The sequence below is a fragment of the Dysgonomonas sp. Marseille-P4677 genome, from assembly GCF_016652235.1.
Taxonomy (GTDB): Bacteria; Bacteroidota; Bacteroidia; order Bacteroidales; family Dysgonomonadaceae; genus Dysgonomonas.
The window spans coordinates 59,776-75,303 of sequence record NZ_JAEPKU010000003.1; the positions used below are offsets into that span (position 1 = coordinate 59,776).

Genomic DNA, 15,528 nt, shown 5'->3' on the forward strand with positions numbered 1-15,528 from the left:
CTATTTTAATATCTATATTTACCCTTCGATATTTTATACATTATCAACAATAACTAACTATATATTAACTCTTTCGGATAAACAGAAATATTCCTTTTTCTGTTTAAATAAATATGTTAGTATCAACTTAGAACACCATTTTATGAGCAATATAGAAGGAACTTATCCCGTATCTTTATTCAAGGTATGACAAGCTATATTAGACAGGTTAAATATTATGTGGAACTAAACGAAAAATCATTATGAAATATCAGATAACTCCTTGCCTGTGGTTCGATGGCAATGCAGAAGAAGCCGCCCGTTTTTATATATCTGTGTTCAAGAATTCGAAGATAAACGGCATCACATATTATGGCAAGGAAGGTTTCGAGGTACACAATCAGCCTGAGGGAACAGTGCTGACTGTAGAATTTGAAATCAACGGACAGACATTCACTGCGCTCAATGGCGGTCCTGAGTTCCGTTTCAACGAATCAGTCTCGTTTCAGGTATATTGCGATACGCAACAAGAAATTGACTACTACTGGGATACCCTTACGGCCGATGGTGGCGAGGAAAGCTACTGCGGCTGGCTGAAAGACAAATACGGACTTTCGTGGCAGATAGTTCCCGCCATCTTCACCGATCTGATGAAAGACCCGGTAAAAGCCGAACGGGTAATGAAGGCATTTATGCAAATGAGAAAATTAGATGTGGAAAAACTGATAAATGCTTGATTAAGATTGGGCTTTTATATACAATCATTTAGGTACTTATGAAATGACAGAGATAGACAAATATATTCAAAATTTCCCCGACGAAGTTCAGGAAATTTTACTCAAAATAAGAGACCTGATAAAGAATCTTGCTCCCGAGGCGGAAGAACAAATTGCTTATGGCATGCCCGGTTATAAGACGAATAAAAAACCGCTGATCTATTTTGGAGCATTCAAAAACCATATAGGCTTGTATGCAACACCGGAGGCACATACCGAATTTAAAGATGAGTTGTCGGGATACAAACAAGGTAAGGGTTCTGTACAATTTCCGCTCAACCGCCCAATACCTTATGAATTGATTGAGAGGATCATTAAATTCAAACTGGCAGAGAATAACAGGAAATGAGTAGAATTAACAAGAAATTCCCAAACTTGGCTATAGCTTGGGAGTTTATATATAATAATTGGAAAAATATTCAGTCAGACTATTTGCTGATACTCAACCGTCAACACACTATTATCGTAAGACTGACTGTTTATAAGTTTCCAATTTGAATCTTTCTTTGACTTGAGAAATAAGGGAATGCCATCACCAAGTATTGTTGGAATATATGTGATTATCATTTCATCAATCAGATCATGGCTTAGTAACATGGAGATTATTTCTCCACCTCCAACCAGCCAAATATCTTTACCTTCTTTCTCTTTCAAATCCGAAATTGTTTCAATTACATTATTGGTAATGAAACGGATATTTTCTTTAAGACTGCTTATCTTATTTCGTGTTATCACATATGATGTTTTACTCTCATAAGGATAAATCACATCCATGTTCAAAATATCCCGATAGGTTCTGCCTCCCATAATTACAGAATCGACAGACTCGAAAAATATGTCATAACCGTAATTGAATTCAGGGGTTATCGGATATTTCGACAACCAATCCAGACCTCCGTCCAAATCAGCTATATATCCATCAATAGATGATGCAATGTATAGTTTTATTTTTCTCATATTTTTCGTATTTAGATATAAAATAAATAAAAAAGCGTGGAACTCACAAGCTTCATCACGAGGTGCTGACACCCTAACAACTGAAACAGACGAGTCCACACTATAATAGTATAGCATGAACATTGCATCTGTTTCCGATTTAACAAAGTAATAGAAAGGAGGAACAATATTAAAAATAAAAAGAGGGTATTCCTCTTCTTGTCAGTGAACACCCTCTTTATTATCTTAATTCTTAATTAATTCAGTTGATAATTTTGGTTTATATCAAATGATGGTAATTCAAAATGAGGATAATTCAAACACCGAATCAGGAACCACTCCCTCAGTATTTTAGAATGTTGGGTTTCTATATAGAATGACAAAGCCAGTATGACAGATAAATTAACTTCTGAAATGTCATGATCTATACGTTTTGCACCGGCTATTGTATGGTAACGACAGGTATCTTCAATCCTTAATATGTTTTTCTCAAATATGATTTTCAGGGATTTATTGATATCTTTCAGATAACATCCAAATAATTCGCACAGCTCATTCCTGTTTTTCCAGACTGTTCCGTTAATAGGGGAAAATACAACCTGAAACTTATTCTTTGAATCTATTTCTACGGCAAGTTTGCCTCTTCCTTCTGTATTCATATTGCCTCCTCTGTTTTTGAAAATGAAAATTCCATCTTAACTTTCTCCATGTCCCGTTTGATACTTGAATCCAAAACTTTCGCGTAATGTTTCGTCATACGGGTATCGGAATGCCCGAGCATTTTAGCCACATTTTCAAGGCTGACTCCATTAGCGAGGAAAACAACGGTTGCCGCTGTATGTCTGGCACAATGAGTCGTAATATTTTTCTTAATTCCACAGAAATCAGCGATTTCCTTCAGGTAACTATTCATCTTTTGATTGCTTGGAACGGGAATCAGTACATTTCTCTTTTGGCAAAGAGGATGATCTTTATACTTATTCAGGATCTGTTGCGGAATATCCAGCAAAGGGATATTACACATGTTATTTGTTTTTTGCCGGGCTATACGAACCCAAAGACATCCTTCATTGTCTTTGATGATGTGTTCCGGTTTCAGGTTGGCCGCATCAATAAAAGCGAGTCCGGTAAAGGCGCAAAAGACAAATACATCTCTTACTAAATCCAGACGGGGAATATCAAATTCCTTAGTAGCTACAGTTTCCAGTTCATCTTTTGTCAGGAATTCTTTGATGACTTCATCCTGTTTGAATTTGATTCCATAGAAAGGGTCTTTGGTGATCCATTCATTGGCAAGGCCGAGATTGGTAATTTTTTTCAGGCATTTCATATAGCGGATGATTGTATTGTGCTGGCAGCCCTTTTCTATTTTGAGGTAAAATTCAAAATTCCGGACAATCTCTCCCGTAAATTCTTTCAAGGCAATATCTTCCTTCCCAAACTTTTGCTGGATAAGTTCTCGCAGATATTTTGCACAATTAACATAACGCCTTACCGTGATATCCACATAATCGATTCCGATTAACTGTCTGCATTTTTCATTATGCTCATTGAATACATTGAGAAGCATTTTCCCTTTTTCCTCATAGAGCCCAAACAAGCGATCCATCAGTAGTTTGGAATTAATGGGCAGTTCTTCCAGTAAAAATTCTTTGTGAATATTCCTTAGCTTCAAATTCAATGATTGAATATACTCGTTCAATTCCAAAGAAGCCCGATCTCTTCCACGGGAACATTCTTTGGCCTGATTCCATAAAGAAGGGAGTACACTTCTTTTAATTCTGGTTTCAACGGGAATCCCATTCACTGTAATCCTCAAATAAACCGGTGCTTCTCCATTTTTTAGCAGTCTTTTCTTTGCAATAAAGAAAAGTACACTGAAACTTTCTTTCTTCATACGACTTCATTTTTAGGTTGTGAAATTACCATTTCCGAGTCGAAGAAATACTACGCAAATTGTTGATATTCAGAGATAAATAATCACAATAGTTGTACATTTCTGAGAAGAAAAAAAGTACAACGAATAACACACTCGCATTCGTTGTACTTTGCTATATTTTGCTTAACTGCCTTTAAAACAAAAACAGTGAAACTCTCTGAATTTCACTGCTTTAACTTGTTTTTCCTTGATCTTTCGTGGTGCCACCAGGAATCGAACCGGGGACACAAGGATTTTCAGTCCTTTGCTCTACCAACTGAGCTATGGCACCATTGCCTTATTGCGAGTGCAAAGATAGGACATATTTTAGATTATCCAAAAATATCGCTACAAATTTATTAAATTCATCTACTTTTTATTATCCGTCCCTATCGAATCCCAACCCTGAGCTTTTAATTCTATCTCGGCTCCATCACGGGTTTCAAGAACCAGCCCTAGCCCCTCCTTCGTTACATGTCCAATCACATGAACTCCTTTTATCTTTGATACAGAATCATGTAAATATAGAGGAACAGTGAATAATAGCTCATAGTCCTCTCCTCCATTCATAGCAACAGTAGTTACATTCATATTAAATTGTTCAGCCATCATAGCTGTCTGATAATCGATAGGAATACGTTCCTCATAAATATGACATCCGACTTTACTCTGCTTACAAATATGCTTCAATTCAGACGATAATCCATCCGAAATATCAATCATCGAAGTTGGTACAATATTCTCTTCTGCCAGGAACTTTACAATATCCTTACGAGCTTCTGGCTTCAGTTGTCGTTCTAGTAAATACTCTTTCCCAGTGAAATCCGGTTGAAAGTCTTCTTTCCCATCATACATTGCTTTTTCTCGTTCAAGGAGTTGAAGCCCCATAAAGGCTGCACCAAGATCTCCCGAAACACAAATAAGGTCGGTCTCTTTAGCTCCATTACGATAAGCGATCTTACTATCTTCTCCTTCTCCCAAGCAAGTAATACTTATCGTTAAGCCTGTTAAAGAAGCAGAAGTATCGCCACCAACCAAGTCTACTCCATATTCTTGACATGCCAGATATACACCCTCATAAAAAGTGTCAAGATCCTCAACCGAGAAGCGCTTCGATATACCTAACGAAACAGTAATCTGTTTCGGCTGACCATTCATAGCATATATGTCTGAAAAATTGACAATGGCAGACTTATAACCCAAATGCTTCATGGGTACATACATCAAGTCGAAATGAACACCTTCTAACAGAAGATCCGTAGTAACTAATGTCTTCTTATTTCCATAAGATAATACGGCAGCATCATCACCTACTCCTTTTTCAGAACTGGAGTTATTTAATTTTATATCTTTTGTCAGGTGATCTATCAGCCCGAATTCACCTAAGCTTGCTATTTCTGTTCTTTGCATTTTATATATTATAATAATTGCCTGTAAAGTTAGGCATATTTACTTTATAGTTTGATTAACCTTGCCTGTAAGATATTCATACACGGCCTTCGATATATCCGCTATTATACCTGTGTTTGTCTTTTGATTTTCCATCGAATCTGCTACAAAAACAACCAAAGAGTAATATCTCCCATCAGGTAATCGGACAATACCCATATCGTTTTCGGCCGCATTCAATCCATCAGCATTACGAAATGAAGCTCCTGTTTTATGAGCCAAACAAACATCTTTTGGCAGTCCTGCCTTTATCTTACCCAGTCCTGTTGTCGTATCCACCATAGTATTCCATAAAAAATCGTGGAAAGAACCAGATAGAATATTACCCGTCCTGAATTTCTCTAATACCAATGCCGCAGTATAAGGTGTAGACCAGTTGAGATATTGTATATCCCACGTTGTATGCATTTCCTCTTCAGTCTTAGCAATTGAGAAATCTGCTATACCCATGCTTCTTATATATTGATCAACAACAGAGGGACCTCCTAAAAATCGGAACAAAATATCACAGCCATTATTATCGCTCTTAGATATAGTATATTTCAAAATATCAGCAATAGACATATATACTTCTCCTTGAGGATAGTCATCTCTCAAGGGGCTATGTGTATTTGGTAATAAATCACTTTTCTTAATAAATAATTTATGATCTAAAGAAAGATCATTCTTATCCATATAGTCTAATACAGCTAATGCTAAATAAAATTTATACACACTCTGAGTCGGATAATGAAAGTTATTATTTACAGACAATGTATCTTTACCATCTACAATCAGAGCAACACCCACTGTAGCGTGCTTGTCCTTTATTATCCGATTTATATCTTCTCGAAGTCTATTCCCTTGAGAAAAAGTATTAATAAATGCTATTACCAATATGCTAAGAAATAACAAAATACGTATCATATACACTTAGTCAATTAATCGAATTTGTTCTTTCAACCGATGAATTTCATTTTGCATCTCATCAATCTTATCCAACAAATTCTGGATAACATCTATTCCCTCCACATTAATAGATAAGTCGTAATACCAACGCACATATTGATCTAAATTCTTTAATTGAGAAATATGTATATAGCGTTCTTCTTCGACAACACTTACTTGTATCAGTCCTTCGTTTTCAAGTTGTATAATAAAGTCCGGCTCAACCTGATTCTGAATACAATATTCTTGTATAATTATTAATTCTGATGTCATACTGTTGATCTTTATTCATTAAGACTTTGCTAACCTTTCGAACAACTCTTTTTGTTCTTGATTCAAATTAGTTGGGATCTCCACCACGTATGTAATAATTAGATCGCCAAATTGCCCCTCTTTCTTATATACAGGAAAACCCTTACCTCTAAGTCTAACTTTAGTTCCATTCTGAGTGCCTGCTTCTACATTCAACTTCACTTTTCCGGTAAATGTATCGACTGTTTCTTTTCCTCCAAGCACGGCTGTATATAAATTTAAATTAGCTGTTGTATATAGATCATCACCTACACGCTTAAACTTAGAATCTTCCTCTATCACAAATGTAATATATAAGTCTCCATTAGGGCCTCCGTTCCTGCCGGGCGCTCCCTGACCCGCCAGCTTTATAACCTGCCCGTCAGACACTCCTGCCGGAATAGTAATACGTAGATTTTTTCCGTCTAATGTAAGTGTGCGCTTATGCATTTCAGAAGCATCCCGAAGGCTTAGATGCAATTCAGAAGTATAATCCTGTCCTCTAAAACCTCTGCTATATCGGCCTCCTGAGGCTGACTTCCTCCCCCCAAATAACGACTCAAAGAAATCGGAGAACCCACCCTCATCATCTCCACCGAAATTATAAGAGCTTCCTCCAAAGCTACTAAAATCGGCAAATCCTCCATTACGGGATTGTTGCTGTTGGGCTTTCTCATACTCCTCAGCATGTTTCCAATTCTCACCATAGGCATCATATTTCTTTCTTTTCTCCGGATCAGACAAGACTTCGTTAGCTTCATTTATTTGTTGAAATTTACGTTTTGCCTCTTCATCATTTGGATTTATATCAGGATGATATTTACGCGCAAGCTTCCGATAAGATTTTTTAATCTCATCGGCACTGGCAGTTTTAGAAACTCCCAATATGCTATAATAGTCTATAAATGCCATATTTTTACTTTTTTACCTTTTCTCTATTTTTCAACTCATTGAATATCTTTAGACAAGCCCATGCATCTATGGCAGCATACATCTTTTGTGCATCCGACAATACATTAGCTTCCCAATTAGACAACCTCTGCCCTTTCGATATTCTTTTCTCAAAAAGTATACCATAAATACGCTGTAAGCCATTATCCTCTATACCATAATCTTTCACAAAAGATTGAAGCTCTATAAAATTTATAGGAACAATTGCTTTTCGCTTATGGATAGCAGAAAAATCATCTTTGAGCGAAAGTCCTACCTTCTTTATTGAGGGATTAACAAGAAAATTAGCCAAACAATCCGGAAAACCAATCAGATTTAGTCGAAATAAAAAGCATGTGTCTTCTGTCGACAACTGCATCAAAGCAATCTGATGCGATACTCCTTTATGAAAAGCCGGTCGTGTTTCGGTATCGAACCCTACCGCTTTTTGTTTTTCCAGATAAGCGACTGCCTTCTCTGCTTCGCTCTGTGTTTGTATTACAATTATCCGTCCCTCAAATCTCTCCATGGGGAATTCGGACAGCTCCTCTTTCGAAATCGTATTTACCATAGTTCGTCCACATCTGTCGTTTCGGCATCCTCGCTTCCTACTTCATCCGGATCTACAGAATATTTCACCGAATGTAATGCTCGCAAAACATTTACAAGCTTTTGACCCCAATATGCTTTAAAATTTTCCATACAGACATACATCGAGTCATTCATATCTTCTGTGATGCCACGCTCAAATATGGTTATAAAGTTTTTTAAATCTTGATAAATATCAGTTAAGTCTTCACTTATACTCGCTGCAATAGGAGTTTCGCTGTATTTCATATCTTGGAGAAAAACTTCAAGATAAGTATCCTTTGCCAAGAATACATTATACAACTTAGAATTTATATAATTATAGATATCTTCTGTTACACTTATCTCCTGATCCTCATCGCCTACCATCTCTGTTTCAGGCACAAGTGATGCTTTTAAATATAAAAGAGGTAATATCTTTGTTAATTTATCTGTTAATTCAGACTCTGCAATTTCTTCCATATTCTCAAGAAAAGCACAATATTGTACCGCAACGGTAACAAATTCGATAGAGTCTTTCGAATAAACTATTTCTTTCAACTGATCTGACATAATTTAATACTATAGTTTAGCTATTTTACGACCTTTTCCTTACTTATAGAAACAAATTTAGAAGTTTATTTTCTAAGATAAAAAGGTTACCATTCATTTATTAAAAAAATAAATATCAAAATGACAATAAAGCACTACTATAATAAACCGCCATCTCCCCTCAAAAGTTTTAACTAAAAGGTGACAAAAGTGACACTTTTATAATATTAAAAAGACAACTCTTTTGAACCTTTAACATGAGGAAGCTATATCAATAAAGATAAAACAATCGAATTTTCTTAGAGAATAGGCTTCATTTCAAGTCCTGCAATTCATATCGCAAGACCTGCCTGGTATGAGGCAGATAATAAACTTTCATCGGGATGCTATCAGAGCTATTCTTTTCTATAAGATCTTTTTTTAAATCATTATATTGACAAACATCCAAATTGAGGAATTCATAAATATAAAACGTTTTCTCTGAGCTTTCCGCCACACACTTAAAATACCACTTTACTTCCAATTCGGAATATCGCTCAGCGACAGTGTTTGTATATAATTTATAATCGGCCCAAACATCCCAATGAGGTTTTTTGCGGCTTTTAGAAATATCCTTTTTTATTTTAAACAAATAAGATTCTTCAACATCATATTTTCCTCGAAATACCAAATCGAAATCCTCCACGTAAGATTTTCCAAAAGTAAATAATATAAGAATTAGAAGAACTGCTATAACTAAAGCGATTGTCCGTTTCAGTCCTGTAAAATTAATTTTAAGTATTTCAGATACAATCACCCAAAAGGCACCTCCCGCCATAAAACCTATTAAAAGGAATAAAAGTGCAATCTTGAGGAAATCCATAAAATATGACACATAAAAACAACCCGAAAAAAGAAGATAGAACGGGCGGTGTAATAAATTATATGAACACCATTCTCTTAATGGCAAACATAACGTGAGCAATAACACTAAAATAATCAATACAAGTGTCCCTATTGCAATGTATCCAGACATTTTCTCTTTGATCCTATACTTCTCTATAGATGACCCGACGTCATTTTGAAGGCCCTTTCTTTTAGATCTCGGCATATGTGTAGTTTTTTATTTACAATTTTTGAGTAGTTCTGTTTAAATTAAAAAATAAGGTGAAGGTTCTACTCTTCATACAGGACCTTCACCTTACACCAAACGAGGAATTAGCCTCTAAATCCGATTTTCGTATGCGAACCATCACAGTAAGGTTTATTACCGGAGGCTCCACAACGGCAAAGATGTGGATTTTCTTTCACTACTGTAGTTCCATCGGACAGAATTAGCTCTACAGTTCCCTCTACCAATAATGGTGCATTAGGGACAACTTTGACTTTTAATAAAGAATTCTTTTCCATGTTTGATAGTTTTTAATTTTTGCATAGTTATGCTTCTATAAAATTACAATTTTGTTAAAGATTTAGCGAATAATATCTCATTTTTTCTTTCCATTTTTTTTCATAGCTTTGTATAGTTAAAGGAGAACCTCAAGAATGGATAACTATATAGTTTCGGCACGTAAGTATCGCCCTGCGACCTTCAATTCGGTTGTAGGACAAAGATCATTAACTACAACTCTAAAAAATGCAATTGCATCGGGAAAGCTTGCCCATGCTTACTTATTTTGTGGTCCTAGAGGAGTAGGGAAAACCACTTGTGCACGTATTTTTGCTAAAACTATAAACTGTCTTTCTCCTGCAACTGATGGTGAAGCTTGTAATCAGTGCGAATCATGTGTGGCCTTCAACGAGCAACGGTCATTCAATATACATGAACTCGATGCCGCTTCTAACAATTCGGTAGATGATATTCGCTCTCTGATAGAGCAAGTTCGAATACCACCTCAAATCGGGAAATACAAAGTATATATCATAGATGAGGTACATATGCTGTCACAAGCAGCATTCAATGCATTCCTAAAAACATTGGAAGAACCACCTCATCACGCGATCTTTGTTTTAGCTACAACCGAGAAACATAAGATTTTGCCAACAATCCTTTCTCGTTGTCAAATATATGACTTCAGCCGTATCACAATAAAAGACACTGTAGAACATTTACAATATGTAGCTTCGCAGGAAAACGTTACAACTGAACCCGAAGCCCTTAATGTATTAGCACAAAAAGCTGATGGAGGGATGCGAGATGCATTATCCATCTTTGATCAAGTGGTAAGCTTTACAGGTGGAAATGTCACATACAAAGCTGTAATAGAAAATCTCAATGTTCTCGACTACGAGTATTATTTCAGACTGACAGATTGCATTCTAGCAAATAATGTTCCTGAAGGACTGCTTATTTTGAACGAAATATTGAGTAAAGGATTTGACGGAAACAATATTATCACCGGAATAGCTTCTCATTTTAGAGATCTCCTATTATGTAAAGACCCCAAAACAGCCGAGCTCTTTGAAGTAGGGGCATCTATACGCGAAAGATATATAGAAACGGCTAAAAAGTGCAGTAATGAGTTCCTTTATAAAGCCATTGATACAGTCAACGAAAGCGATTTGAACTACAGACTTAGTCGAAACAAACGACTGCTTTCCGATCTGACGATTATTAAACTCTGTCAACTATCTTCCCCTCAAGCAGGTTTGGAAGATCAAAAAAAAAAGCAGGTAATTGATCCGATATTTTCTAAGCAAGAAGTAAAGCAAGCGCCAATATCGAATCCACAGCCAGCGCAAGCGCCATCTCCAGGAGGACGTCCGCCTGTAGCAGCAAAAACCAGCTCTGCAAGCCCGCCTTCTGCTATCAACACCACTAGCCAACCTAAACCTTCAATGCCCGGTGGATTGGGTGTATCCATTTCTGCTTTTGGGCAAAAGAAAGAACAAGTAGAGGAAAAAGCTACGGTTGATACAGTAGTGCTTAACGAAAGATTCTCGCCACTACAACTTATCAACGAATGGAAGGCCTATGCAGAAGGATTAGTAGAAGAACACCATCTAAAAAACACGATGCTTAATTGCCTCCCCAATCTTATAGAAAATACGTTATTTGAAGTGGTAGTAAACAACCCTGTTCAAGAACAACGTCTAATGGAATATACGATGGACATCCTCACTAGGTTAAGGGCACAGCTTCGTAATACAAATTTAAGAATGCAAATACGGATTAGTGAAGACAATGAGAAAAAGCTGGCCTTTACTCCGTCTGAAAAATTCAATTTGATGATAGAAGAAAATGAAAGCCTACGAAAACTAAAAGATGAGTTTGGATTAGAACTATCATAAAAGTAATATCTATATATTACAAAAAGAGCCGAATGCTATAATTAGTATTCGGCTCTTTTTACATATATTAGTTTCTACTCTTTTACACAACGCACCTGAGCCCCCATAGCCTTTCCTCTCGATTGGTTGTTAAAATTTGTTGAACCAGGAGCCATGGAATCAGCTTGTTTCTGCATATACTCTGCTTTACCAGACAAAGAAGAATCACCTGCATTTGCAGTCCAATAATAAACAAATCGCGCAGCTGCATTGCCCATGCATTGATAATAAAACTCTCCTCCCGGTACGGATATTTCTGAACCGGAGCCAACAGGGCCGCAAGGTTCTTCATAACTTCTATCACGTCGGAATCTGGCATAAGGATAAAAGCCCAACTCCCCTGCTCCAGATTTGTTTTGCAAGGTAAAACCTGTATCTCCAAAAACAACTTCGGATGGAACAGTCGCATCTCCCCAACCCCAACCATCATCGACGGCTTCATACAAAACCCATGGGGATTTACCCGCTGTGCTATAAGCCGGCATTTTCCACCCTTTAGGACAAGGATCGAAAGGTGATTTTGTACCATCCACTGCTCCCCATAAATTATTATCTCCCGAAGCACCTGATTCATCCGATGTCATCCAATCGAAAGGTGCACCAGTACTCGACAACGGACCGTAATAAAATGATGTCGGGTTTGAAATTGAGTTTGCTAAATTGTTCGCTACACTAGTTTGTTCATATTTAATACCTGTCCCCGAAGGACCTTCTGTCAATTGCGTATTATTTTGAGAATATATAGCTTTTGGTGCTTCCCCATTAAAGAAATTAGGTGCTGACACGAACGGATCTTTCCGCCCCCATTGATACATCAGTCCCATAGAGCTATCGTCTGTAGCCGATGTATTTAATGCACCCAGATTTCTATCCATAAATTCATAGCTAGCATATCCATTATTATGCGGATATGTAGTTCCATTCACTTTCGCATCAGGATCATAGTCTGTCACCCATATATGCCATGACCAAATTATATTACCTCCTACGCGTACTGCAACCACAGCATTACCAGTATTATTACTAGCTGTAACTTTAATTTTCGAATATGCCCCCTGATCTCCTCCTACAAGTTCTATATTACTTATAAGGCTCTGCTTATCCTGCCAAAGCAACGATATGGATACCGGCGCTGTCTTATCCAAGTCGGGCAAATCAGATCTTTGTTCACTAACCAAATAAGCCTTTGCTATAGGAATTTCTTCCGATACAGTACCCGGCTTAACAATATAGCAGTTTGGTGAGTTTAGTAAGCTAGGATCGATTGGAATGATTGGCTTAGCACATGGCTCAGGAAGTCTGATCCATTGGGCTCCATCCCATACATGCAATCCGGGACACAGACCTATATCAAGACTATCAGTAAGATTATAAACTAACAGACCTACATGTTTTTCTTTGTCTGTTGAATTGGCTGAGGGTACACATGGGTCTAATAAATCAACAGCCTTAAGTTCTACCCGCGCAGATAGAAGACCTCTCTTGGCATTAACGCCAACATTATCATCTTCTTTTAAATCTAATAAGCTCCCTTTATTTGCAGGAAGATTAGAACCAATTGTAACTTGTGAGTGGGAGGGCAATACGAAAAGTGCCAAAAAAAAGTATAATAAGCTTATACTTATGAAATGTTGTTTCATAGAGAATAGTTTGTAAATGTTTTTGTCCTGTATCTAATGTTTATACAAAGATAGAATTATTTCTTCAAACAACACCTTCCAATCTCTTTTTAACAAATAAAAGGTTATCAATATATTACAGCTCTTACAGGTCTAAAACTCTTCGAACATAGTAAGCAAAAGCCATACAAGAGAAATCATCTTTGTTAACTTTCATTTTTAGGATAAAAGTAAAAATCCTATTATCTTTGTTTTGTAAACTGAAAAGAATAGGTATTCTTAATAATTTCCAATAGGAGTTCTTTATATGACAGAACCTTTGAAGCATGAGTGTGGTATCGTTATGATACGCTTATTGAAGCCACTGGATTACTATCAGAAAAAGTATGGAAGCTGGCAATACGGACTGAATAAATTATATTTATTAATGGAGAAGCAGCACAACCGTGGGCAAGAAGGTGCAGGGTTAGCTGTAGTAAAATTAGAATCACTTCCCGGCAATGAATTTATCTACAGAGAACGAGCCACAGGCTCAAGTGCTATTTCGGAAATATTCTCCAATATATATAAAAACTACGAAAGGGTTGACAAACAAAAATTAAATGATCCCATATATGCCAGTGAAGAACTTCCATTTGCAGGAGAGCTTTTTCTTGGACATTTGCGATATAGCACAACCGGAAAAGACGGCATATCTTATGTACACCCTTTCTTGAGACGAAGCAACTGGCGTTCACGCAACCTCGCAATTGCAGGAAACTTCAATATGACGAATCTGGATGAGATCTTCAAACAATTAGTAGTGCAAGGACAACACCCACGCAATTATGCTGATACTTTCGTTTTATTGGAATCGCTAGGGCATCATTTGGATAGGGAAATACAATATCAGTTTGATAAGTTTGGTAAAGACAGAAAAGTGAAAGGAGAGGAGTTGAACAACCTCATCGAGAAGAATCTCGATATACACTTCATGCTGAACAAAGCCAGTGAAAACTGGGATGGAGGATATACAATAGGAGGTCTAATCGGCTGTGGTGATGGATTTGTCTATAGAGATCCATGGGGTATTCGTCCGGCATTCTATTATCACGATGAAGAAATCGTAGTTGTTGCATCCGAACGACCTGTTATCCAAACTGCTTTAAATCTAAATGTAGAAGAGATTAAAGAGTTAAACCCAGGACAAGCTATTATAGTTAAAAAAGACGGATCAATTTTATTCTCTCAGATCCAAGAACCTAAAAATATATCGCCTTGTTCTTTCGAACGCATATATTTTTCACGCGGATCAGATGCCGATATATATAACGAACGAAAAGATCTTGGAAAACTGCTACTTCCGTCTATACTCAAGGCCATTGACTCGGATATACAGCACACTGTATTTTCTTTTATTCCAAATACCGCCGAAGTCGCTTTCTTCGGAATGTCTGAAGCTCTAAACAAGCACATGAACAATGTGAAATTAAAGAAAATAACAGATAAAGGAGTATCTATATCAGAAGAAGACCTGCAAAAGGTTTTATCAATGCGGGTGCGGACCGAAAAAGTAGTTATAAAAGACATAAAACTACGTACCTTCATAGCACAAGATGGACAGCGCAACGATTTAGCAGCCCACGTATATGACATTACATACAACTCGGTTCGCCCTTACGAGGATAACCTTGTGGTAATAGATGATAGTATTGTTCGTGGTACGACACTTAAACAAAGCATAATAAAAATATTAGATCGCTTACATCCGAAAAAAATAGTAATCGTATCCTCTTCACCACAAATACGTTATCCCGATTGTTATGGAATAGACATGTCTCGAATGAGTGAGTTCGCCGCATTCAGAGCTGCAATAGAGTTACTCAAAGAAAGGGGTATGCAATCGGTAATTGATGAAGTATACAAAAAATCGCTGGCTCAGAAAAACAAGCCAAAAGAAGAGATAGTTAATTATGTAAAGGAAATATACGCTCCTTTCAGCGATGAGGAAATTTCTTCTAAAATGGCTGAGATGCTCACTCCTCCGGGAACTAAAGCTAAAATTGAGATCGTTTTCCAAACCATAGAAAACTTACATAAAGCCACCCCGAATCATAAAGGCGACTGGTATTTCTCGGGAGACTATCCGACTCCTGGAGGCAATAGAATGGTAAATACAGCTTTCCTAAACTATATGGAAGGTATTGATAAAAGATCGTATTAGGACAATACTTATATAAAGATAAAAAATAAGCTGTTCATGATGAACAGCTTATTTTTTTATAATATAAATTCA

Annotated in this window: 16 protein-coding genes and 1 tRNA gene; 4 read left to right on the forward strand and 13 right to left on the reverse strand. The window is 36.9% G+C overall.

The features are described 5' to 3' along the window. The first annotated feature begins 242 nt into the window (after nucleotides 1-242). Both JGH11_RS01655 and JGH11_RS01660 read left to right on the forward strand, forming a co-directional pair. The gene (locus JGH11_RS01655; protein ID WP_201109823.1) at nucleotides 243-716 is read left to right on the forward strand and encodes a VOC family protein; all 474 of its coding nucleotides are present in this window, start codon (nucleotides 243-245) and stop codon (nucleotides 714-716) included. Between the two features lie 43 nt (nucleotides 717-759). Next, a complete protein-coding gene (locus JGH11_RS01660; protein WP_201109824.1) occupies nucleotides 760-1,104 on the forward strand; it encodes an iron chaperone in 345 nt (114 codons plus the stop codon). A gap of 74 nt (nucleotides 1,105-1,178) precedes the next feature. Here the strand turns inward: JGH11_RS01660 and JGH11_RS01665 are convergent, their stop codons facing one another. The 12 genes from JGH11_RS01665 to JGH11_RS01720 form a co-directional block, all read right to left on the reverse strand. Continuing rightward, nucleotides 1,179-1,712, reverse strand: a complete 534-nt coding sequence (locus JGH11_RS01665) for a dihydrofolate reductase family protein (RefSeq protein WP_201109825.1) — start codon at nucleotides 1,710-1,712, stop codon at nucleotides 1,179-1,181. 236 nt (nucleotides 1,713-1,948) lie between these two features. Next, entirely contained in the window at nucleotides 1,949-2,350 is a 402-nt protein-coding gene (locus tag JGH11_RS01670; RefSeq protein ID WP_201109826.1) for a hypothetical protein, read from the reverse strand. Then, nucleotides 2,347-3,588: a site-specific integrase gene (locus tag JGH11_RS01675; protein WP_201109827.1), complete on the reverse strand. Its 1,242-nt coding sequence runs from the start codon at nucleotides 3,586-3,588 to the stop codon at nucleotides 2,347-2,349. Before JGH11_RS01675 ends, JGH11_RS01670 begins: the two co-directional genes overlap by 4 nt. 240 nt (nucleotides 3,589-3,828) lie before the next feature. Then, nucleotides 3,829-3,901 (reverse strand) — tRNA-Phe (locus JGH11_RS01680). 77 nt (nucleotides 3,902-3,978) lie between these two features. After that, on the reverse strand, nucleotides 3,979-5,019 hold the full coding sequence (gene thiL / locus JGH11_RS01685; protein ID WP_201109828.1) for a thiamine-phosphate kinase: 1,041 nt from the start codon (nucleotides 5,017-5,019) through the stop codon (nucleotides 3,979-3,981). A gap of 39 nt (nucleotides 5,020-5,058) precedes the next feature. After that, nucleotides 5,059-5,964, reverse strand: a complete 906-nt coding sequence (bla, locus tag JGH11_RS01690) for a class A beta-lactamase, subclass A2 (protein ID WP_236263824.1) — start codon at nucleotides 5,962-5,964, stop codon at nucleotides 5,059-5,061. 6 nt (nucleotides 5,965-5,970) lie between these two features. Beyond that, a complete protein-coding gene (locus tag JGH11_RS01695; RefSeq protein ID WP_201109830.1) occupies nucleotides 5,971-6,258 on the reverse strand; it encodes a chaperone modulator CbpM in 288 nt (95 codons plus the stop codon). An 18-nt stretch (nucleotides 6,259-6,276) separates the two neighbouring features. Then, a complete protein-coding gene (locus JGH11_RS01700; RefSeq protein WP_201109831.1) occupies nucleotides 6,277-7,188 on the reverse strand; it encodes a DnaJ C-terminal domain-containing protein in 912 nt (303 codons plus the stop codon). Nucleotides 7,189-7,192: 4 nt separating this feature from the next. Continuing rightward, entirely contained in the window at nucleotides 7,193-7,777 is a 585-nt protein-coding gene (locus tag JGH11_RS01705) for a 3'-5' exonuclease (RefSeq protein WP_201109832.1), read from the reverse strand. Next, complete coding sequence (locus JGH11_RS01710) at nucleotides 7,771-8,346, reverse strand: DUF5063 domain-containing protein (RefSeq protein ID WP_201109833.1); 576 nt, start codon at nucleotides 8,344-8,346, stop codon at nucleotides 7,771-7,773. The genes JGH11_RS01705 and JGH11_RS01710 overlap by 7 nt, the downstream gene beginning before the upstream one ends. A 292-nt stretch (nucleotides 8,347-8,638) precedes the next feature. Continuing rightward, nucleotides 8,639-9,415, reverse strand: a complete 777-nt coding sequence (locus JGH11_RS01715) for a hypothetical protein (RefSeq protein WP_201109834.1) — start codon at nucleotides 9,413-9,415, stop codon at nucleotides 8,639-8,641. A gap of 107 nt (nucleotides 9,416-9,522) precedes the next feature. Further along, on the reverse strand, nucleotides 9,523-9,714 hold the full coding sequence (locus JGH11_RS01720; RefSeq protein ID WP_201109835.1) for a CDGSH iron-sulfur domain-containing protein: 192 nt from the start codon (nucleotides 9,712-9,714) through the stop codon (nucleotides 9,523-9,525). 135 nt (nucleotides 9,715-9,849) lie between these two features. Here JGH11_RS01720 and JGH11_RS01725 point away from each other — a divergent pair, with 135 nt between their 5' ends. After that, nucleotides 9,850-11,595 carry a DNA polymerase III subunit gamma/tau gene (locus JGH11_RS01725; protein WP_201109836.1) on the forward strand — a complete coding sequence of 582 codons (1,746 nt, stop codon included), beginning with the start codon at nucleotides 9,850-9,852 and terminating at the stop codon, nucleotides 11,593-11,595. A 74-nt stretch (nucleotides 11,596-11,669) separates the two neighbouring features. Here the strand turns inward: JGH11_RS01725 and JGH11_RS01730 are convergent, their stop codons facing one another. Beyond that, on the reverse strand, nucleotides 11,670-13,274 hold the full coding sequence (locus JGH11_RS01730) for a hypothetical protein (RefSeq protein ID WP_201109837.1): 1,605 nt from the start codon (nucleotides 13,272-13,274) through the stop codon (nucleotides 11,670-11,672). 286 nt (nucleotides 13,275-13,560) lie between these two features. Between JGH11_RS01730 and JGH11_RS01735 the strand changes: the two genes are divergently transcribed. Beyond that, complete coding sequence (locus tag JGH11_RS01735; protein WP_201109838.1) at nucleotides 13,561-15,456, forward strand: amidophosphoribosyltransferase; 1,896 nt, start codon at nucleotides 13,561-13,563, stop codon at nucleotides 15,454-15,456. Nucleotides 15,457-15,528: the final 72 nt, after the last annotated feature.